This window comes from Nocardia mexicana NBRC 108244, assembly GCF_001613165.1.
In the GTDB taxonomy this organism is placed as follows: Bacteria; Actinomycetota; Actinomycetes; order Mycobacteriales; family Mycobacteriaceae; genus Nocardia; species Nocardia mexicana.
On record NZ_BDBV01000006.1, the window covers coordinates 91,031 to 110,417 of the forward strand.

The 19,387-nt window shown below is 66.9% G+C and carries 19 protein-coding genes; 8 read left to right on the forward strand and 11 right to left on the reverse strand.

The window, feature by feature from the left end; all coding sequences use genetic code 11:
* Positions 1 to 47 precede the first annotated feature (47 nt).
* Complete coding sequence (locus tag NM1_RS44565) at positions 48 to 353, forward strand: pentapeptide repeat-containing protein (protein ID WP_169814188.1); 306 nt, start codon at positions 48 to 50, stop codon at positions 351 to 353.
* A 28-nt stretch (positions 354 to 381) separates the two neighbouring features.
* On the opposite strand, the gene NM1_RS03185 is transcribed toward NM1_RS44565, so the two are convergent.
* The gene (locus tag NM1_RS03185) at positions 382 to 1,170 is read right to left on the reverse strand and encodes a TetR/AcrR family transcriptional regulator (RefSeq protein WP_068013653.1); all 789 of its coding nucleotides are present in this window, start codon (positions 1,168 to 1,170) and stop codon (positions 382 to 384) included.
* Between the two features lie 103 nt (positions 1,171 to 1,273).
* On the opposite strand from NM1_RS03185, the gene NM1_RS03190 reads away from it, so the two are divergent.
* The 4 genes from NM1_RS03190 to NM1_RS43730 all read left to right on the forward strand — a co-directional run bounded on the left by NM1_RS03190 (position 1,274) and on the right by NM1_RS43730 (position 5,499).
* Positions 1,274 to 2,173, forward strand: a complete 900-nt coding sequence (locus tag NM1_RS03190; RefSeq protein ID WP_068013655.1) for an NmrA/HSCARG family protein — start codon at positions 1,274 to 1,276, stop codon at positions 2,171 to 2,173.
* Positions 2,174 to 2,533: 360 nt separating this feature from the next.
* Positions 2,534 to 2,983 carry a hypothetical protein gene (locus NM1_RS03195; protein WP_068013658.1) on the forward strand — a complete coding sequence of 150 codons (450 nt, stop codon included), beginning with the start codon at positions 2,534 to 2,536 and terminating at the stop codon, positions 2,981 to 2,983.
* Between the two features lie 248 nt (positions 2,984 to 3,231).
* Positions 3,232 to 4,773: a hypothetical protein gene (locus NM1_RS03200; RefSeq protein WP_147289016.1), complete on the forward strand. Its 1,542-nt coding sequence runs from the start codon at positions 3,232 to 3,234 to the stop codon at positions 4,771 to 4,773.
* 591 nt (positions 4,774 to 5,364) lie between these two features.
* Entirely contained in the window at positions 5,365 to 5,499 is a 135-nt protein-coding gene (locus tag NM1_RS43730; RefSeq protein WP_255286158.1) for a hypothetical protein, read from the forward strand.
* A 118-nt stretch (positions 5,500 to 5,617) separates the two neighbouring features.
* Here NM1_RS43730 and NM1_RS41830 read toward each other — a convergent pair whose 3' ends face one another.
* Entirely contained in the window at positions 5,618 to 5,872 is a 255-nt protein-coding gene (locus NM1_RS41830) for a hypothetical protein (protein WP_147289017.1), read from the reverse strand.
* Positions 5,869 to 6,741 (reverse strand): hypothetical protein, encoded by an 873-nt coding sequence (locus NM1_RS03205; RefSeq protein WP_068013663.1) that lies wholly within the window; start codon positions 6,739 to 6,741, stop codon positions 5,869 to 5,871. The genes NM1_RS41830 and NM1_RS03205 overlap by 4 nt, the downstream gene beginning before the upstream one ends.
* A gap of 339 nt (positions 6,742 to 7,080) precedes the next feature.
* On the opposite strand from NM1_RS03205, the gene NM1_RS03210 reads away from it, so the two are divergent.
* Entirely contained in the window at positions 7,081 to 8,046 is a 966-nt protein-coding gene (locus NM1_RS03210; protein ID WP_068013665.1) for a glycoside hydrolase family 113 protein, read from the forward strand.
* A gap of 6 nt (positions 8,047 to 8,052) precedes the next feature.
* Here the strand turns inward: NM1_RS03210 and NM1_RS03215 are convergent, their stop codons facing one another.
* The 4 genes from NM1_RS03215 to NM1_RS03225 form a co-directional block, all read right to left on the reverse strand.
* Entirely contained in the window at positions 8,053 to 8,871 is an 819-nt protein-coding gene (locus NM1_RS03215; RefSeq protein ID WP_068013667.1) for an alpha/beta fold hydrolase, read from the reverse strand.
* A gap of 38 nt (positions 8,872 to 8,909) precedes the next feature.
* Positions 8,910 to 12,527: a chromosome segregation protein SMC gene (gene smc, locus NM1_RS03220; protein ID WP_068013669.1), complete on the reverse strand. Its 3,618-nt coding sequence runs from the start codon at positions 12,525 to 12,527 to the stop codon at positions 8,910 to 8,912.
* Between the two features lie 116 nt (positions 12,528 to 12,643).
* Positions 12,644 to 12,802 carry a hypothetical protein gene (locus tag NM1_RS41835; protein WP_157123831.1) on the reverse strand — a complete coding sequence of 53 codons (159 nt, stop codon included), beginning with the start codon at positions 12,800 to 12,802 and terminating at the stop codon, positions 12,644 to 12,646.
* Complete coding sequence (locus NM1_RS03225) at positions 12,802 to 13,242, reverse strand: DUF1707 SHOCT-like domain-containing protein (protein WP_068013671.1); 441 nt, start codon at positions 13,240 to 13,242, stop codon at positions 12,802 to 12,804. Before NM1_RS03225 ends, NM1_RS41835 begins: the two co-directional genes overlap by 1 nt.
* A gap of 273 nt (positions 13,243 to 13,515) precedes the next feature.
* On the opposite strand from NM1_RS03225, the gene NM1_RS03230 reads away from it, so the two are divergent.
* Together NM1_RS03230 and NM1_RS03235 are read left to right on the forward strand one after the other, a co-directional pair.
* Entirely contained in the window at positions 13,516 to 14,745 is a 1,230-nt protein-coding gene (locus NM1_RS03230) for an acyl-CoA dehydrogenase family protein (protein WP_068013673.1), read from the forward strand.
* Positions 14,746 to 14,747: 2 nt separating this feature from the next.
* The gene (locus NM1_RS03235; protein WP_068013675.1) at positions 14,748 to 15,869 is read left to right on the forward strand and encodes an acyl-CoA dehydrogenase family protein; all 1,122 of its coding nucleotides are present in this window, start codon (positions 14,748 to 14,750) and stop codon (positions 15,867 to 15,869) included.
* A 367-nt stretch (positions 15,870 to 16,236) separates the two neighbouring features.
* Here NM1_RS03235 and thpD read toward each other — a convergent pair whose 3' ends face one another.
* From thpD to ectA, 4 genes are read right to left on the reverse strand one after another with little or no spacing between them, the layout of a single operon-like run.
* Positions 16,237 to 17,118: an ectoine hydroxylase gene (thpD, locus tag NM1_RS03240; RefSeq protein ID WP_068013677.1), complete on the reverse strand. Its 882-nt coding sequence runs from the start codon at positions 17,116 to 17,118 to the stop codon at positions 16,237 to 16,239.
* A gap of 19 nt (positions 17,119 to 17,137) precedes the next feature.
* On the reverse strand, positions 17,138 to 17,530 hold the full coding sequence (locus tag NM1_RS03245; protein ID WP_068013679.1) for an ectoine synthase: 393 nt from the start codon (positions 17,528 to 17,530) through the stop codon (positions 17,138 to 17,140).
* A gap of 3 nt (positions 17,531 to 17,533) precedes the next feature.
* Complete coding sequence (ectB, locus tag NM1_RS03250) at positions 17,534 to 18,799, reverse strand: diaminobutyrate--2-oxoglutarate transaminase (protein ID WP_068013681.1); 1,266 nt, start codon at positions 18,797 to 18,799, stop codon at positions 17,534 to 17,536.
* A complete protein-coding gene (gene ectA, locus NM1_RS03255) occupies positions 18,796 to 19,383 on the reverse strand; it encodes a diaminobutyrate acetyltransferase (RefSeq protein WP_084519114.1) in 588 nt (195 codons plus the stop codon). The genes ectB and ectA overlap by 4 nt, the downstream gene beginning before the upstream one ends.
* Positions 19,384 to 19,387 lie beyond the last annotated feature (4 nt).

Genomic DNA, 19,387 nt, shown 5'->3' on the forward strand with positions numbered 1-19,387 from the left:
GAGGTTAGCGGCGCACCACGATCGGGCGCACCAGGTTCCGGCACACCGTGTTCCAACGCACCAGGTTCCAACGCACCGTATTCCAGCGCAGCAGGTTCCAACGCACCGTATTCCAGCGCAGCAGGTTCCAACGCACCGTGTTCCAGCGCAGCAGGTTCCAACGCAGCAGGTTCCGGCGCAGCAGGTTCCGGCGCACCGTGTTCCAGCACCATCGCGTTCCGGCGCACCGGTGGACGTATGGATGCCGCTTCGAAAGCCTCGGGATCGCCGGACTCGGTTCGATCAGCGGTCGGATTGCTCACGGGGCCATTTCTCGCCACCGACGCACCAGTCGCGGTCTCTGCGCACCATGACGGGGCGTCCGGACCTCGCGGCCTGCCGTCAGACGGCGGCGACGTGCGGCGGATCGTGGCGAGCTGTTGCGCTTCGGCGGCGGTGGGCCTTCTGCCGGCAGGCCGGGGAGCAGTAGCGGGCCGGGCGGCCGGTACCGGAATTTCGTAGTGGCGCACCGCAGATCGGGCAACGTCCGGATCTTTCGTTACGCGACGGCGTTTCGTTACGACCGGTGGGGCGAGTAGCGGGTTTCGTCACGCCGTGGCCCGGAGTGGTGCGCATGGCGTCCAGCACCATGGCGGCCGGACGCGACAGCGTGTTCGTCCGGCCCGAACTACGTTGGATCGCCACGCATCCGGCGAAGATCGCCAGCAGGTCGGGCAGGGTGAGGTCGGCGCGTATCGACCCCTCGCGCTGCGCCGCCGCCAGCAGCGCCTCCAGCGCCCGGTCGAACCGCTCCCCCGCGCCGCGCAACAGGTCTCGCGGCCACCCGTCATCGGATTCGAGCACATCGCACAGCGCCTTGTTGCCCGGCGTTCTGGTCACCACCGTGGTGCAGAAGTCGAGCAGTGCCGCGCCCGCGTCGGGCGCATCCCGGTAACTCAGGGCCAGCGCCATGAGCCGGTCGATGCGTTGCTGGACAACCGCTTCCACCAGATCCAGCTTGGCCGGAAAATGCCGGTGCACGGTGCCGGTGCTCACGCCCGCACGGCGCGCGATCTCGGCGAGTGAGACCGAGGTGCCGTGCTCGGCGAGGGCATGCTGGGCGGCGGCCAGGATCAGGGCGCGGTTGCGGCGGGCATCGGCCCGGACGCCCGGCTGCGAGGGAGCAGTCATTTCGTTACGGAGCCTCTGTGCACTACTGGCAGAACGGAAATGGTCGTCCTACCGTCCGAATACGGGTCAATCAACCCGGATTCTACCGAAGGAGCACCGTCCGATGTCCGACAAGAACGATCTCATCCTCGTCACCGGCGCCACCGGCAAGCAGGGTGGCGCGACCGCGCGCCGTTTGCTCGACGCCGGTCATCGGATCCGCGCCCTGGTACGCGATACGGAATCGGCGGCGGCGCAAAGCCTTGCGAAAGCCGGGGCGGAACTCGCGGTGGGCGACTTCGACGCCCCGGACAGCGTGGCAGCGGCCGTCGTAGGCGTCCGCGCCGTTTTCGCCGTTCCGCCCGCCCCGTTCAGCGCGCGTGGCTGGGACGACGATCTGGAGGCCGAGCGCGGTGCCCGGCTGGTGGAACTGTCTCGCCGGACGGGCGTCGACCACTTCGTATTCACGGGGATCGGATCCTTCCGAGGCGATGTCGAGCGCCTGTCGCCGGGCAAGAAGCGGATAGAGGATGCGGTAGTCGCCAGCGGAATGCGGTACACGCTGCTCCGCCCGGTGCGGTTCATGGAGAACTACCTGGCCCGCACGGGATTGCTCGACGGAATCGAGAACGGCGTCAACCGCCACGCCTTCCCGCCGGACCGTCCCGTGCAGGTGATCGCCGTCGACGATGTCGGCGCATTCGGCGCCCTGGCACTGACCGATCCCGACCGATTCGACGGCCGCGCCCTGGAACTCGCCGGCGACGAGGTCACGCCGCTCGACGCCGTCGCGGCCATCAGCCGCGCAACCGGGCACGAGGTCCGCTACCGGCAGATCTCCGACGCCGAAGCCACCACCCTGCCCGAACCCATCGCCACCACCGTCCGGAAGCTGATGAAGACCGGCTCCGGCTGGCAGGCCGACATCCCGGCCCTCAGAGAAATCCACCCCGGCCTCCGCACCTTCGACGCCTGGCTCGCAGAAACCGGTGCAGCACAACTGAAATCGATGCTGGACGGTTAGCGGCCACGGCGGCGTCGACCACCCGACGGAAGGTGACGCCGTCCCGCTCGGCGCGCCGGCCACTCGGCCGCCGCCGAGCATGGGAGAAGGAAAGTGCCGCGTGCGGTAGAAGAACGGTGCCGAGTGCTCGGTGATCTTCTCGCTATGCCTTCTCTGCCATCGAACGACCGCTCCTAAACAGCCCAAGCAAGCATCCGAACAGCACGCAAGCTGACGATCGAACGATTGAGCTACCACCACCACAGCTCGACGGTCAGCCTTCAGTTAACAGATAGACAACTATTTGTGATCATCGTCGCGGCCGTACCGATTGTTCTGTTTATGTGAATGTGTCCGAACCGCATAGGGGAAGGATCGCTGATGAACGGCCTCGCTCTCCGTTCCACTCTGGTCGGCGTATCGGTCGCGGCGCTGGCCCTGCCGCTCGCCGCCACCACGGCATCGGCGGAACCGACCGATATCAACGTCACAGCGCATGCCGTCGGTTCCACGGTCACGACCGAGATCACCAACAACGGCTCATCCACGGCGGATTGCATGCTGGGGATCCGGAAGACTCTGGAGACTCCGCCGGACTACGGAAAGATGAATTTGGCGAGTAATGGCAACGATGTCATCACTTCGACGTTCGAGAACGTAGCTCCGGCGGACTACCTGGTGACATGGAAGTGCGAATCGCCCACGGGCGAAAAGTGGGGCACGCGGCCCGAACTGCAGCCGGACCACGTGACAGCGGTGCCGACACCTGTGACCGTCGAGCGCTGCAACGGGTCGGGCTGCCCTCCGCCGGCAGGTTCTTCCGGGGGTTAGGCACCGGATCCCCCGTTCTACAGCCTCGTGATGGCTGGTAGTCACGCTCGGCGTGTTCCTTCTGATCGTGGACCGGAGGGCTGATGAGCAGATCGCTGGTGCGGAATGGACGGCGGTGGCGGGCGGGTGCCGCGGCCTTGTTGCTGATCGGTGGCATGGCCGCGTGTTCGGACACCGACTCGAAAAATGAATCATCCTCCGGGGCAACGGCTTCCGCGACAGCACCCAGCGGCGGTGCGACCACGGACTTGACCGGCGGCGAGTTCAGTGACTGTTTCTGGCATTACGGCGCGGTCGGGGCCGACCCGTTGTTCAACGTCGCCTACCCCGACGCGGGTACCGCCTATTGGGCGGCCTACCTGCGCCGACCGGAGGGGTCGAAGCTGGAGTTGAGCGGTACCTTCCCGCATTCGCGATACTCCTCGCTGATCTCCTACGACAAGCTCGGCGCGGTTGTCGACGGTGTGGCCGACTACCAGATGCAACCCGCGCCGGGGTCGACGAACACTTTCGTGGCCGGTGCGCGCCGCGATGTCCCCGATGCCGAGCGGGCCTACACCCTCACGGTCGATCACGCACCCAACTACGACCCCGTCGCGAACCAGCAGCTGTACCCGACTCGCGATCCGCGCAATAACGAACCGCAGCGCACCAGCCTGTTCACCGGGACCTCCTCACAGCTGGGGCAGGTGGACCTGGGCGCGGAAACCGGGTCCGACGGTAGGACCTATCAGCTCGACCTGATGCTGTACCGGGTCTACATCCCTGACAGGGACACCGACCTCACCGGCGGGGTCGGCCTGCCGAAACCGAAACTTACGCTGACCGATGGCACCACCCTCACCGGTCAGGAGCTGTGCGATGCCACCGACACCGAATCCAAGGACTTCGCGAAGCAGCACGGCGGCGCAACCCGGCTACCGGCCGCGTCCTCGCTCGGGCTGAGTACCGAGAACTACAGCGACCTGCGTTATCCCGATCAGATCACCGACGATCACGACGCACTGCCCAATACCCCCGGTGTCCAGGCGCAGGTGTACCCGCCGCCGGACCCGAAGAACCTGAAGACCTACGACAGCCCACCGGACGGCGTGTTGTTCCAGACCAAGCGTGCGATCAATCCCGAGTTTCCGGCCGTCTACGCCCCGAGCGCCGATCTCACCATCGCGCGTTCGACCGCGTGGACGCCGCAGTACGACCGAATCTTCCTGTTGCAGACCTGGACCGGTGACGATGCCATCGGCGCGGAGACCGACCCGCCCCGGGAGGGCGGCGGTGGGTTCTTCCCCAACGTGCACAACAACTACATCCGCTCGATCCTGCACCGCGGCTACGGCGAAGTCGCCGTCGTGAAGGGCAAGATGCCCACTCACCCGAACACCTACAACCACGACACGGTCATGGGCACCGGCGACGTCCGCTACGTCTCGTTCTGCATGAACGAATCTCCGTACAGCACAAGGGTTATGAACTGCACCTACGACGAACAGGTCCCCGTCGACCGAGAGGGCAACTACACCGTCGTCATCAGCCGCTCCGGCGACCGCCCGAAGAACGCCACCCCCGAGTGCGGTTACGGCTACGTCGAATGGTCGGACAAGGGCGACGGATACAAGGACCACGACTTCGGCATGCTGCAGATCCGGAACATGCTGCCCGACACCGGATTCGACCAAGCCGTGCAGAACACCGAGGTACCCGGTGACGAGGTAGCGGTGATGGGGCCATACCTTCCTAACGTCACCTACACCGACAAGACCGGGTTCGACAACCAACCCTGTCGCAAGTAGACGGCACCGTAAGCCTGACCTTCTCCGACCGGGTGGTGGCCATGCCCTGCCCGGCGGGGTAGGGACCCCGCTCATCACGGTGCGGGTGCTACCGTTCGAGGCTGGATCTGAGGTCTCGCAACCGTCCCCCGGCCACGGACTCCATCTCCCGGCCACCACGGGCGAACATCTCCGGCCGAGCGAACATCTTCGGCGCATCATGCAGCCACCGCTGCCGCATCTCTTCCGCCGATCGCACCGCACCAGCCTATGCGAGTAAGAAGAACGAGAAGTGACTCATGACCACCCACCGGAAATCGACACGTTCGTCGGCGATTCCCGTTGTCCCGCAACGGCTCTGATCGAGCGCTTCGAGCGGAGCCACTACCGATCACCTGGCTGCTCGACGCACGTTCGAAGCCGCCTGATGATCGCGGTCAGCCGCCTGCTGGCGCCGGTGTGCAGTCCGGCTGGAACGGATAGCAAGGGCGGCGGGGAGGAGGCGGCGGCGGCACTTGCGCAGGTTCGGACCCTTGAGGTGACACGCGCACCGTAGGTGCTGCCGGTGGGGACGGGTCCCTGGAACCGAAGAGAACGATCCCGACGAGCACTATGAAGCTGAAGGCCACCAGCCCACCCAACACCAGCAGCGGCGCGAACCAAGCCACCGCGAAGAACGGGATACGCCGCGAACGTCTGCGCACCGGCCTCCCCGGCGGCCGCACGTACCTACCATTCCGCATCTGATCCCGCACCCGCCGCGCCATGCCCGCCATTATCGCAGCCGCCCCGACAGACCCCGTGAACACGTTGCGCTACCGACAGTTTCGCGCGCTCGGTCCAACCACGTTCGACGGAGCGAACATCAGTCGAACAGTCCTTCGACCGTATCGGTATCGACAGCACGCACGACCCACCGCAGCAGCTGATCGAGGTCACCGCAGGCTGCGATCCGAGCTTCGACCTCCGGCAAGACAGAAAATCCCCGCGCCTTCAATATCGACACCACCGAGCGAGCCGTTTGCTCCACTTGCCCTTGTTGCCGCGCCTCCTCACGCCCCTGCGCCACGCCACGTACCGCCGGGGCGAAATCGCTCTGGTACCGATATCCGGCCGTCACTGATCGAACAACTCGTCTACCGAACTGACAGAGGAGGCACGACGACCCCACTCCAGCAATTGATCAGGATCCTCACACCGAACGATCCGATCCTTGGCCCCTGAAGACACCGCAAGCCCCCGCCCCTCCAAGACAGCTAGCAACATCGCTGCCTCGCCTTCCGCACGACCCTCTACACGTCCCTCTGCGACGTATCGGCGGGCGAAATCGCTCTGGTAGTCCTTGGTGGTTGCCATGATCTCCTCCAGACGGCGCTGGGCTGTGGCGGACAGGGCCGCTGCCACAACGTCATAGTACATTCTGCCCTGCTCATCGGTAGTTTTGTGTAGTCCCGCCAGCAGCGCAGCGAACACCTGATCGGCGTACGGTTGCTCGCCGTGAGCTATCGCCGACAGCACGACACGCTCCGGCACGGCGATTGCTTCCGCAGGATCGGTGACCACCGGCACGCGGTCCGGTCCGAGCACCAGAGGGCGGAGCACCAATCCAGGATGACCGAACTCGATCGGCTCACGACACCATTCCGCAACCTCCGGCTTCGGAGCGACGACCAGGAGATATGTCGGACACCGAAGCCGGGAGCGCAGCGTCGACACGTACACCGGCCAACTCCACCTACGCGACTCATCGATCCCGAGTTGCACCTCCACATCAATAGCGACCATCGTGCGATCGTCCGGGCCGATCAGGGCAAACGCCGAATCACCGCGAAACTCTTTCGGCCCCACATCGGTGAAGTCGCAAGGCTCGGCTCGGGCCTGCGGACAGTCAGGCACATGCTCACCGAAGACATCTGCCAGGTACCACGCCGCAAGCATCGGCTGCGACCGGAAAAGCTCAACCAAACCCTCGTGCAGGTAGGACGGCATGGTGGGGACAGTACGCCGGGGCACCGACAAGTTCGCCCGAAATTTGAACTCGCACAACGGATCTGGGCGTTCGACCATAAGGGGGAGTGACCAAGTCGCTGGTTACGCACGACGGTCTCGACTTGCCGTAGCTGTCGTCGTGGCGCCCTAGCCGGTCATTGCAATGCTCAACCCTTCGGGGGCATCGATCGGCACTGTCATTGCAATCAGCAATCGCAGGTATGAGCTGCACAAATGGGCCGATGCAACGCCGGTTTCGTTGACCGTCGTTTCAACATCCCCCTAATGTTCGAATACGAAATCAGGCCAACATCACCCACGCCAAACACAGGAAAAACCATGCGCGCCAAGGGCATCACCTATGACACCGGCTTCACCCCCGGGCTGAGTTCGCGGCCCGAGTTCGATCCCGACGCGGTGAAGGAGGAGATCCGCGTCGTCGCCGAGGATCTGCACTGTGATGCCGTGCGGATCATCGGCGGCGACCCGGAGCGCATGTCGGTCGCGGCACGGCATGCGGTGGACGCCGGGCTCGAGGTCTGGTTCTCCCCGTTCCCGAGCGACCTGACCACCGACGACATGCGGCCGTACTTCGCCGAGTGCGCCGACCGCGCCGAGGCCGTCGGAGCGCAGGTCTTCGTCACCGGCTGTGAGCTGAGCCTGTTCGCCGCCGGCTTTCTCCCCGGCGCGGATCTGCTCACCAGGGTCGCGAATTTCACCAGCGGCGATCCCGCGGCCATGGAGAATCTCGCCGAAGCCACTCCACGGATCAACGCCTTCCTGGCGGAGACCGTGACGACGGTGCGAAAACGGTTCGGCGGCAAGGTCACCTACGCCTCCGCGCTCTGGGAGGAGATCGACTGGGAGCCCTTCGACATCGTGGGCATCGACGCCTACGTCGACCCCGAGGACCCCGCCTGCCGCCCGGGCCTCCGGCAATTCTTCCGGCACGGCAAGCCGATCGCCGTGACCGAATTCGGTTGCTGCACATATCGGGGCGCGGCCGCACGCAGCGGAATCGGCTGGGACATCGCCGACCACGAGGCCGATCCGCCGCGCATCAAGGGCGACTACGTCCGCGACGAGGACGAGCAGGTCCGCTATATGCGCGCCATCTTCGACCTGGCCGAGGACGAATCCGTGGACACCGCATTCTGGTTCACGTTCGCCAGCTATAGCTGCCCGCACCACGAGGATCCGCGCTTCGACCTCGACCTGGCCGCCTTCGGCGTCTGCAAGGTCATGCCCGACGGCAGCCTGGAGCCGAAGCGCGCCTTCCACGCCCTGGCGGAAATCTGCCGATGAGGTGAATCAGCCGCGGGCGTCCAGCCAAGCCCGGACCTCGTGCATCAACGCTACCGGCGCGTCGTAGTGCATGAGGTGGTTGGAGCCCGGCACCAACCGCAGGGTGGACCCAGCGATCAGCTCGTGCAGGCGGTGGGCACGGTCGACGGGGATCCAGCCATCCGCTTCACCCCAGACGATGTGGACCGGAATATCCATGTCCCCCAGGCGATCCTCGTTCTCGCGCAGGAACTTCTCGTCGTACTGGGCGATTTGGCGGTAGAAGGCCGGTTGCCCCTCCGCACCGGTCCACGGCTCCACGAGAGCGTCGAGGATCCGCTCCGGAAGCTCTGTGACACTTGCGTTCTGGACGTAGGCACGGACGAGCGCCCGGTGAATGTACTCGGGTAGCTGCCCGAGCAGGTCGGGGTTGTCTTGCACGTATCGGAAGAACGGCGACCCGCTGGGCGGAATCGCGACCACATCCACCAGCATCAACGACGCATACGCCACCCGCTCGACCAGATGTGCGCGCAACGACACCGCACCACCGAAATCGTGCGCGATCACGTGCGGCGACGCCAAGCCCCAATGCTCCAGCAGCGCCGCGAAAGCCGCTGCCTGAGAACCGAAGTCGACGGCATGACCGGCCTCCTTCGAGGACCGGCCGTACCCCGGCATATCCCACAGGTGCACGGTGAAGTCCCGCGCGAGGGCCTCCGCGAACGGCTGCCACAGCACCGAGGAGAACGGCGTGCCGTGACAGAAGACGACATCAGGACCGCTCCCCATCCTGGCGCAGGCGATCCGCCGCCCCTGCCATTCGAAGGTCTCATCAAGATCCATACCCACAGGGTAGCGGCGGTTCGTGCGAGCCCGGCGGGTCAGTTGGACGCGCCCACCAGGTTCTCCCCGCGCATGCGCTGGCTGATCACCTGGGTGATGCCGTCGCCGCGCATGCTGACGCCGTAGAGCGCGTCCGCGACCTCCATGGTCGGCTTCTGGTGGGTGATGACGATCAGCTGCGACTTCTCGCGCAGCTGCTCGAACAGGCCGATGAGGCGGCGCAGGTTGGTGTCGTCCAGCGCTGCCTCGACCTCGTCCATCACATAGAACGGCGACGGGCGGGCACGGAAGATCGCCACCAGCAAAGCCACTGCGGTGAGCGACTTCTCACCGCCCGACAGCAGCGACAATCGCTTGACCTTCTTGCCCGGCGGGCGGGCTTCCACCTCGATGCCGGTCGTCAGCATGTCCGACGGGTCGGTCAGCACCAGCCGCCCCTCGCCGCCGGGGAACAGCTTCGCGAAGACGCCGACGAATTCCTGCTCGACGTCCTCCCACGCCTCGGTGAACACCTGCAGGATCCGCGCGTCCACCTCGGACACCACATCCAGCAGATCCTGGCGCGCCTTCTTGACGTCCTCGAGCTGCGTGGACAGGAAGTTGTAGCGCTCCTCGAGGGCCGCGAACTCTTCCAGCGCAAGGGGATTCACCTTGCCGAGCGTGGTGAGGTCCTTCTCGGCGCGCTTGGCGCGGCGCTGCTGGGTGGCGCGGTCGAAGGGCATGGGCTGCGGCGGGCTGACCGCCTCGCCGCGCTCCTTGGCCTGCTCGTACTCCTGCAGCTCGAGCGGCGTCGGCGGCATCGGCACGTCGGGACCGTACTCGGCGATCAGATCGTCGAGGGCCAGGCCGAACTGCTCGGAGATGGTCTCCTCCAGCTGCTCGATGCGCAGCGCCGCCTCGGCCCGGGCCACCTCGTCGCGGTGCACGGCGTCGGTGAGCTGCGTCAGCTGGGTGGTCAGCGCCCGCGTCCGCTCCTTGGTCTGGTCGACCTGCGCGGCGCAGTCGGTACGGCGGCGGACCAGCTCGTCCCGGCGCGAACTGGCTTCGGCCACAACGGTTTCCAGCTCGGCGGCGACACGCTCCGCGGATTCGGCCACCACCGCGGCGACCTCGGCCGCGCGACGGCGTGCGGCCTGGGCCCGTTCGGCGCGGGCGCGCGACTCGCGTTCGGCGCGGGCGGCCCGGCGCAGCGAATCCGCCTTGCCGCGAACCGATTCCGCGCGCTCCTCGGCCGTGCGCACGGCCAGGCGGGCCTCCACCTCCATGGCGCGGGCCTCGGCCAGCGCGGCGGCGGCCTCCTCGCGTTCCTCCCCCGCGGTCTCGGTGCCCGCACCGTCATCCGAATCCAGTTCGGACTGTTCGGATTCCACGTGCCGCAGCCGATCCTCGAGTTCGGCCAGCTTCTCCAGGTTCTCGTCCCGCGCGGTCTCGGCGTCGGCGCGCTGCGCCTGCAGGCGCTCGCATTCGGACTGGGCGGTGCGGGCGGTCTCGCCGAGGCGGCCGAGCCGGTCGTATATCGACACCAGCGCCTGATCGGACTCGTGCAGGGCCAGCAGCGCCTGATCGGCGGCCCCCTTGCGGTCGGTCTGCTCGGCCTCCGCCCCCGACAGCGCGGCCTCGAACTCCTCGGCATGGCGCTGCCAGGACGCCAATTCGGCCTTCGCGGCATCGATATCGGCCTGGATCTCGAGCTGGCTGGGGGCGCGATCGGAGCCGCCGAGCAGCCAGCCGGTCCCCGTGAGGTCACCGTCGCGGGTCACGATGCGCAGATCCGGCTGTACCGCAAGGACTTCGGCGGCCGCGGCCAGATCGTCGACGACCACGGTCCCGGCGGTCAGCGCGGCAATGGCACCGCGCATCGCCTCGGGAGCATCGACCACCTCCGACAGTCGCCGCGCGGACCCCGGCAGCGGTCCGCGATTGCCGCCGTCGCCGAGTGAACCGGCCGCGCCGCCGTAGACGACCGCGGCCCGGCCCCCATCGGCCTCCTTGAGTGCGCGCAGCGCGGAGTGCGCGGGACCACCGGCCTCCGCGGCGACCGCATCGGCCAGCGGGCCCAATGCGGCGGCGACCGCGGCCTCGAAGCCGCTGTGCACCTGCAACATCGCCGACAGCGGGCCGAGCAGGCCCTCGGCGTGATGCTCCAGCAGCCAGGCGCCGCCGTCGCGGCGTGCCAGACCCATGGTCAGCGCCTCGATCCGGGCGGTCAGCGAGGCGACCTTCTTACTGGCCTCCCGATCGGATTCACGCAGTTCGGTCACCCGCCGCTCGGCCTGCTCCAGCGCCTCGGCGGCGTGCTCGTAGGCGGTGTCCAGGCTCTCCTCGCCCGCGTCGAGTTCGCTCAGTTCGCTTTGCACGGATTCGAATTCGGCCTCGGCGCCCTCGCCGCGCCGGCGAGCCTCCGCCAGCGCCTCCGACAGCCGCGCGATCTCGGTGTCCGCGGATTGCGCGCGATGCCGCAGCGTGTCGACCTGTCCGGACAGGCGGGCCAGGCCCTCCCGGCGATCGGCGATCGCCCGCACGGCGGCCAGGTGCGCCTGTTCGGCGGCCTTGGCGGCCTGTTCGCGCTCGTGCAGTTGCTCGCGGGCGGACTCGAGCGTCTCGGCGGCGACCTCCACCGCCGCCTGGAGTTCGGCCTCCTCGGCCTCCACCCGGGCCGCCTCGGCCTCCAGCTGCTCGGGATCGCGCCCGGTGCCGGTGGGCTGTTCGATGGTGAGGTTGCGGGCGCGGTCGCGGGCGATGCGTATGGTGGCGTTGACGCGCTCCACCAGCGCCGACAGCTGGAACCACGTCTGTGCGGCGGCCTCGGCGCTGGGCGTCAGCCGGGAGAGCTCGAATTCCTGTTGCGCCAGCGCGGCATTGGCGGCGTCGAGCTCGGCCTGGACGTTGATCTGCTGCTCGCGGGCGTACGATTCCTTGCTCTGCTGGCTCTCCAGCTCGCGGCGCCGGGTCACCAGGTCGTCGGCGGCCAGCCGCAGCCGGGCGTCGCGCAGCTCGGACTGCACCGTCGCCGCGCGCCGCGCCACCTCGGCCTGCCGGCCCAGCGGCTTGAGCTGGCGGCGCAGCTCGGTGGTGAGGTCGGTCAGGCGCGCCAGGTTGGCCTGCATGGCCTCCAGCTTGCGCACCGCCTTCTCCTTGCGCTTGCGGTGCTTGAGCACGCCCGCGGCCTCTTCGATGAAGGCGCGGCGGTCCTCGGGACGCGATTCCAGGATGGCCGAGAGCTGGCCCTGTCCGACGATCACGTGCATTTCCCGGCCGATGCCGGAGTCCGACAGCAGTTCCTGCACGTCCATCAGGCGGCAGGAGTTCCCGTTGATCTCGTATTCACCGGCGCCGTCACGGAACATGCGCCTGGTGATCGACACCTCGGAGTAGTCGATGGGCAGCGCGCCGTCGGAGTTGTCGATGGTCAGCGTGACCTCGGCGCGGCCCAGCGGCGCGCGGCCGGCGGTGCCGGCGAAGATGACGTCCTGCATCTTGCCGCCGCGCAGTGCCTTGGCGCCCTGCTCACCCATCACCCAGGTGAGCGCATCGACGACGTTCGACTTGCCCGAGCCGTTCGGCCCCACCACGCAGGTGATGCCCGGCTCGAAGCGCAGGGTCGTCGCGGACGCGAAGGACTTGAACCCCTTCAGCGTCAGACTCTTCAGGTGCACAGCACGCCAATCTACCCGCTACCCGCAGATAGCCCCGCGTACGCCAGCCCCCGAATGTTCCCCGCCCGGTTGCCCACCCCCACTTTCCACGCACCCCGCATCCATTCTCGCACCCCTTACAGCTGCTGTAGGGAGTGCGTGAGCACGCCAGGGGCACGTGAATCGGATGTGCGCCCCCACCGGTGGGTGTCGGCCCACATGACGATCGACCCGAGCAGCAGGCCCGCCGTCCCCGCGGCGATGTGCGCGGCGAGCAGCAGGCCGTACGCGGTCATTACCGGTCCAGTCCCAGGGACCGGCAGCCGCGCGACTCCCAGCCGGTGAGGACGCGAAAGACCAGGACCGCGCCCCACGGACCGATCACCCAGATCGGCCAGGGATAGGTGAATTCGCCCGCGCCGAGCGAGATCGCGGCCCAGATTGCCAGGCACAGCACGCTGACGCCCAGCCAGGCGCTGCCCTCGATGCGCTGCCAGATCGGGAAGCGGACCGGCACCACCGGCGCTTTCGGTTGCGCGGCCCGCTGTTTGGGCAATTTGGGCAGATCAGACAGCACCAGCTTCAGATCGTCCCGCGTGGTGGTGGCGTAGACCTGCGCCACGCGCTGGTCGTATTCGGCGAGATCGAGGCGGCCCTCGCTCAGATGCCGGGCCAGCAGTTCGGCCACCTGCTGGCGCTCGGCGTCGGAGGCGCGGGTCCCGGTCGCGATATCCATGGTCGGTGTTCCTTATCGAAGAGTCCTATATTCCAAAGTGGAATGTAGCCATATTCCTCCCTCCACAGTGGAATGTCAAGAGCTGGGCCCCGACGTTCGCCCGGCGGCAGGGAAATCACCCAGGCGAGACGGGGAACCATCCGGACGCCGGGATCCGACCCATCCGCCGTCCCGGCGAACGCCGGGATCCGCGCCCATAAGTTAACGACCATTTGCGTTCCTGTGCGAGGAAATGAGAAGGTAGAGCTCCGTTTATCGCACAAGGAGTTCTTCGTGGATCTGGACTGGTCGCCCGCCGATCTCGCGTTTCGCGACGAGGTTCGGCGTTTTCTGGACGAGCACCTCACCCCCGAGCTTCGGCGCGCCGGGCAGCTCGCCACCAGCGTCTACCCGGATCACGAGGCCAGCATGCGGTGGCAGCACATCCTGCACGAGCGTGGCTGGGCCGCCCCCGCCTGGCCGGTGGAGCACGGCGGCTGCGACTGGAGCCTGACGCAGCACTACATCTTCGACCGAGAGTCGATGCTGGCCGGTGCGCCGGCGCTGTCGCCCATGGGAATCCGGATGGTGGCGCACGCGATCGTCGCGTTCGGCACCGAGGAACAGAAGTCCTACTTCCTGCCGCGCATCCTCACCGGCGAGGTATTCTTCTGCCAGGGTTACTCGGAGCCCGAGGCGGGCTCGGATCTGGCGTCGCTGACCATGGCGGCCGTCGACGACGGCGACGACCTGGTATGCACCGGCTCCAAGATCTGGACCACCCACGCCACCGAGGCGAACTGGATCTTCTGCCTGGTGCGCACCTCCAAGCTGGAGCGCAAGCAGCAGGGCATCACGTTCGTGCTGATCGATATGAACACCCCCGGCATCGAGGTCCGCCCGCTGGTGATGACCTCCGGCGAGCAGGTGCAGAACCAGGTCTTCTTCGACCAGGTGCGGGTGCCGAAGGCCAATGTGCTCGGCCGCATCGACGACGGCTGGACCGTCGCGAAGTATCTGCTCAACTTCGAACGCGGCGGCGCCCTCGCACCCATGCTGCAGGTGCTGGCGGAATCGCTTGCCGAACAGGCGGTCTCGCAGCCCGGTCCGAACGGCGGTGCGCTGCTGGACGATCCGGCGTTCGCGGCCAAGCTCGCGGATGCCCGGATCCGCGCCGACGTCCTGGAAATCCTGGAATTCCGTACCGTAGCCGCGATTTCGCAGGGAAAGAATCCCGGTCCGGCGGCCTCGACGCTGAAGATCCTCGGCACCGAATTGAGCCAGCAGCTCACGGAGCTGGCGCTGGAGGCGGCGGGCCCGCGCGGCCGCGCCTACCAGCCGCACGCCGCCATGCCCGGCGGCCCGGTGGTCGACTTCACGGTCCCCGCGGACGACTACGTCAGCGGCGACGAGTGGCAGGCGGTCGCGCCGCTGCGCTACTTCAACGACCGCGCCGGTTCGATCTACGCCGGCAGCAACGAAATTCAACGCAACATCATCGCCAAGGCAACCCTGGGACTGTAGAGATGGACTTCGAATTCACCGCCGAACAGCAACTGCTCCGCGATACGGTCACCGAGTTCCTGGCGGCCCGCTACGACCTCGAGAAGAGCCGCGCCGCCGCGCGCACCGGGCCGGGCTGGCAGCCGGAGATCTGGCGCGCCTTCGCCGAGGAGGTCGGCATCCTCGGCGCCAGCCTGCCCGAGAGCGCGGGCGGTTTCGGCGGCGGGGCCGTCGAGACGATGCTCATCGCCGAGACATTGGGCGGGGCGCTGGTGATCGAGCCGTATGTGGACACCGTGGTGCTGAGCGGCGGTCTGCTGCGCAGGGCCGGTGGTGAGCGGGCCGGAGAGCTGTTGCGCGGCATCGTCTCCGGTGACGTGATCACCGCTCTGGCTGCGCTGGAGGCGGATTCGGGCTACGACGTGCGCAAGGTGTCCACTACCGCACGGCGCGACGGGGATTCGTGGATCCTCGACGGCGCGAAGACGATGGTGACGAGCGCACCGCTGGCGACGCACCTGCTGGTCACCGCGCGGACCCCGGACGCCGACGGCGTGTCGCTGTTCGTGGTGAGCGCCGATGCCCCCGGCCTCACCCAGCATCCCTACCGCACCATCGACGAGCGCCGCGCCGCCGATGTGACACTCGAGGGCGTGCGGGCCGATGCGCTGCTGGGAACCGAAGGGGGCGCGGGCGATTCGCTCGACACCGCCGTGGACGAGGCGATCTCGGCGATCTCGGCCGAAGCGGTCGGCGGGATGCGCAAGGTGCTGGCAGATACGGTCTCCTACGCCAAGCAGCGTCAGCAGTTCGGCGTGCCGATCGCCTCGTTCCAGGTGCTGCAGCACCGCATGGTCGACATGCACCTGGAGCTCGAACAGGCCGTCGCCGCAACGTATCTCATCACCTTGAAGCTGGACGCCGATCCGGCCGAGCGCGCCCGGGCGGCCGCCGCGGCCAAGGCGACCATCGGCCGCGCCGCCCGCTTCATCGGCCAGCACGCGGTCCAGCTGCACGGCGCGATGGGCATGACCGAGGAGCTGGCCATCGGCCACTTCTTCAAGCGCCTCACCGCAATCCAGCACGAGTGGGGTTCGCCCGACCACCACACCGCCCGCTACGCGGCCCTCACCCGCCCGAACTAGGCACCACGGTCCCGGCCAAAAGCGTGCCGGGACAACAGAGGAAGCACGCCGAGACAACTGAGGGAAGCACGCCCGGACAACTGAGGGAAGCACGCCCGGACGACAGAGGGAAGCACGCCCGGACGACAGAGGGAAGCACGCCGGGACAACTGTCGGAAGCACGCCGGGACAACAGAGGGAAGCACGCCGCAGGGGATGAACTGGGCGCGCCGCAGCAAGTACATACACAACGTGGCGCCGCTCGCTTCATTGAAGCGGGCGGCGCCTCGTTTCGGTGTGCGGCCGCTGGTGTGATGCGCTCGCTCGGCGGCCGCATTCCGATTCCGCGCCGCGCACAACCGAATCCGGCGTGCGCGGCGCGGTGTTTCTACCGGACGGGCTCGAAGTCCCGGCTGGCGATGTACGTCGGCCGGGCATCCCCGGCGGCGTACGGCTCCTGCAAGGTGTTCTCGACACTGTTGAACACCACGAAGATGTTCGAGCGCGGGAACGGGGTGATGTTGTTGGACGATCCGTGCATGATGTTCGAATCGAACAGCAACGCCGACCCCTGCGGGCCGGTGAACTGCGCGATGCCGTGCTTATTGGCCATAGTGGCGATTTCGGCGTGCGCGGGCACGCCGAACTCCTGCTCCTTCAACGACTCCCGATAATGCTCGGAAGGTGTCTCGCCCTGACACGGCACGAACGTGTTCTGCGAGCCGGGCATCACCATGAGGCTGCCGTTGAACGAATAATTCTCGGTCAGTGCGATCGACAGGCTGACCGCACGCGGAGCCGGCATACCGTCCTCCGCGTGCCAGGTCTCGAAATCCGAATGCCAGTAGAACCCGGCACCCTCGAAGCCCGGCATGTAGTTGACCCGGCTCTGGTGAATGTACACCTCGGAGCCGAGAACCTGCCGGGCCAGCCCGACCACACGTTCGTCCCGGATGAGTTCCGCAACCGCCCTGCTGATCTTGTGCACCTCGAAGATCGAACGCACTCGGTTCGATTTCTTCTCGATGATCACGCGCTCGTCCAGGCGCAGTTCGGGATTGGAGGCCAGCCGATCGATCTCGATGGAGAAGTCAGCCACCTCCTCCGGCGAGAGTAGCTGATCAATGATCGCGTACCCGTCGGCGTCGAAGTTCGCCAATTCTGGCGAGGTGATCCGGCCCCACACGGTCGGATCGTTTCGTTCGATCGGCGGCACCTCGGTCAGAGTACGGGTGCGGTAGCGATCGATTCGACTGTCGGCCAACGTCATCGCGGTGTTGTCCTCCTACCTACTCGGTAACGGCGACCAACGGGTAGACGCCGTTCTCGTCATGCACCTCCTGGCCTGTTACCGGCGGGTTGAACACACACAGCATCCGCATCTGGGTGCGGGTTTCGATTCGATGGCGCTCATGCCCGTCCAGCAGATACATCGAGCCAGGCCCCAATTCGTAGCTGACACCGTTGTCGAGATCGGTGAGGGTGCCTTCGCCCTCGACCAGCCACACCGCTTCGACGTGGTTGGCGTAGTGGAACTCGTGTGTGGTGCCCGCTTGAATCGTGGTCTCGTGGAAGGAGAAACCGACCCCGTCACCGCCGAGAATGATCCGTTTGCTGCGCCAACCGGCGTCGGAAACGTCTCGGTCGGTGCCGGTGATCTCGGCGGTGGTCCGCACGATCATTGGTCAGTTACCTCCTCGTGCCATGCCGACCGCGTTGCCCAGAATGCTCAGGCCGTGGTCGAGCTCGTCTTCGGTGATGGTGAGCGGCGGCAGCAGCTTCACCACCTCATCCTCCGCGCCGGAGGTCTCGACGAGCAACCCCTGTTCGAAGGCGATTCGGCTGACCTTGTTCGCCTCCGACGGCTCGTCGAACACCAGTCCGTGGACCATGCCCCGGCCGCGCGTGGACACACCCTCATACGTATCAGACAACGCACTGAAAGATCGATGGATTCGCGCGCCGTTCGCCGCGGTGGCCTCCTCCAGCCGCGTGTCGGACCAGAAGTGCTCCAGCGCCGCGGTCGCGGTCACGAAGGCCGGGTTGTTGCCGCGGAAGGTGCCGTTGTGCTCGCCGGGCGCCCACTGGTCCAGCTCACGGCGCATCAGCACCAGCGCCAGCGGCATGCCGTAGCCACCGATCGACTTCGACAGCGTGACGATGTCCGGCGTGATCCCCGCGATCTCGAAGGAGAAGAACGGGCCGGTGCGGCCGCAGCCCATCTGCACGTCGTCGACGATCAGCAGGATGCCGCGCGCGGCGGTGAGCTCGGACAGCCGCTTCAGGAACTCGGCCCGCGCCACGTTGACGCCGCCCTCGCCCTGCACGGTCTCCACGATCACCGCGGCGGGCTTGTCGACACCCGACGAGCCGTCGTCGAGCATCTTCTCCATCCAGGCCAGCTCGTCGGAGCCGTCCAGGTAGCCGTCGTAGGGCATCGGGTTCACGTGCACCAGCGGCACGCCCGCGCCCGCGCGCTTGGCGGCGTTGCCGGTGACCGACAGCGCGCCCAGCGTCATGCCGTGGAACGCGTTGGTGAAGTTGAGGATCGTGGTGCGGCCGGTGATCTTGCGAGCCAGCTTCAGCGCGGCCTCGACCGCATTGGCGCCGGTCGGCCCGGGGAACTGCACCTTGTAATCCAGTCCGCGCGGATCCAGCAGCACGCTGTTGATGGTCTCCAGCAACTGCTGCTTGGCGACGGTGGACATGTCCAGGCCGTGGGTGATCCCGTCGCGCGAGATGTAGTCGATCAGCGCCTGCTTCAGCACGGGATTGTTGTGGCCGTAGTTCAGCGCCCCGGCACCGGCGAAGAAATCCAGGAAATCGCGGCCGCTGGCATCGCGGATCCAGGATCCCTGAGCTGTGTCGAACAGCGTGGGCCAGGACCGGCAGTAGCCGCGCACATTCGATTCGAGCGATTCGAAAACGGTCATCTCAGCGGTCGTCGTCATCGATGATCCTTTCGTGTGGTTTGCGCCACGGAATGCAATGGCGCGATCCGGTACAGGTCCTCTGATTCATGACCGTCCGGAAAGTCTTCAGGTTTGAAGAGCGACTCTCGCGTCAGCTCGGCGCCCCGGCGTCGCGCCAGCGCGGCGAACATCGCCAGCGAGGCCGCGTTATCCGGGGAAACAGTGGTCTCCAGTGTTGTAACTCCTTGCCCTGCAACGTTGTCGACCAGGCCTTCCAGCATCGCCACCCCGACTCCGCGGCCGCGGAACGCATGGTCGACGGCCACCTGCCAGACGAACACCGTGTCCGGTGCCTCGGGCCGGAGAAATCCGGTGACGAATCCCGCGATTTCCGAGCCGATTTCGGCAACCACGCTGGTTGCTGCGAAATCTCTGCACCACAGCAGATACGCATAGCTCGTATTCGCGTCCAGTACCTGGGAATCGACGGCGATCTGCCACAGCGTCGCCCCATCGCTGACCTGTGGCGTGCGAATCACCACTGGCACAGACGTTTCCTTTCGACTTTCGGGTCGGTCGGGAGAAGGGGATCCGAATGGCGTACTCCGCGTTCGGGTCTGCATCACC

Excerpts from the sequence above, each read along its gene's own strand:
- NM1_RS03225 (WP_068013671.1), bottom strand. The coding sequence starts at position 13,242 with ATGGATATCGCGACCGGGACCCGCGCCTCCGACGCCGAGCGCCAGCAG.
- thpD (WP_068013677.1), bottom strand. The coding sequence starts at position 17,118 with ATGACGTTGGCCGACAGTCGAATCGATCGCTACCGCACCCGTACTCTG.
- NM1_RS03195 (WP_068013658.1), top strand. The coding sequence starts at position 2,534 with ATGAACGGCCTCGCTCTCCGTTCCACTCTGGTCGGCGTATCGGTCGCG.
- NM1_RS03245 (WP_068013679.1), bottom strand. The coding sequence starts at position 17,530 with ATGATCGTGCGGACCACCGCCGAGATCACCGGCACCGACCGAGACGTT.
- NM1_RS03185 (WP_068013653.1), bottom strand. The coding sequence starts at position 1,170 with ATGACTGCTCCCTCGCAGCCGGGCGTCCGGGCCGATGCCCGCCGCAAC.
- NM1_RS03215 (WP_068013667.1), bottom strand. The coding sequence starts at position 8,871 with ATGGATCTTGATGAGACCTTCGAATGGCAGGGGCGGCGGATCGCCTGC.
- NM1_RS43730 (WP_255286158.1), top strand. The coding sequence starts at position 5,365 with ATGAAGCTGAAGGCCACCAGCCCACCCAACACCAGCAGCGGCGCGAAC.
- ectA (WP_084519114.1), bottom strand. The coding sequence starts at position 19,383 with ATGCAGACCCGAACGCGGAGTACGCCATTCGGATCCCCTTCTCCCGAC.
- ectB (WP_068013681.1), bottom strand. The coding sequence starts at position 18,799 with ATGACGACGACCGCTGAGATGACCGTTTTCGAATCGCTCGAATCGAAT.
- NM1_RS41835 (WP_157123831.1), bottom strand. The coding sequence starts at position 12,802 with ATGACCGCGTACGGCCTGCTGCTCGCCGCGCACATCGCCGCGGGGACG.
- NM1_RS03205 (WP_068013663.1), bottom strand. The coding sequence starts at position 6,741 with ATGCCGTCCTACCTGCACGAGGGTTTGGTTGAGCTTTTCCGGTCGCAG.
- NM1_RS03235 (WP_068013675.1), top strand. The coding sequence starts at position 14,748 with ATGGACTTCGAATTCACCGCCGAACAGCAACTGCTCCGCGATACGGTC.
- NM1_RS03190 (WP_068013655.1), top strand. The coding sequence starts at position 1,274 with ATGTCCGACAAGAACGATCTCATCCTCGTCACCGGCGCCACCGGCAAG.
- NM1_RS03210 (WP_068013665.1), top strand. The coding sequence starts at position 7,081 with ATGCGCGCCAAGGGCATCACCTATGACACCGGCTTCACCCCCGGGCTG.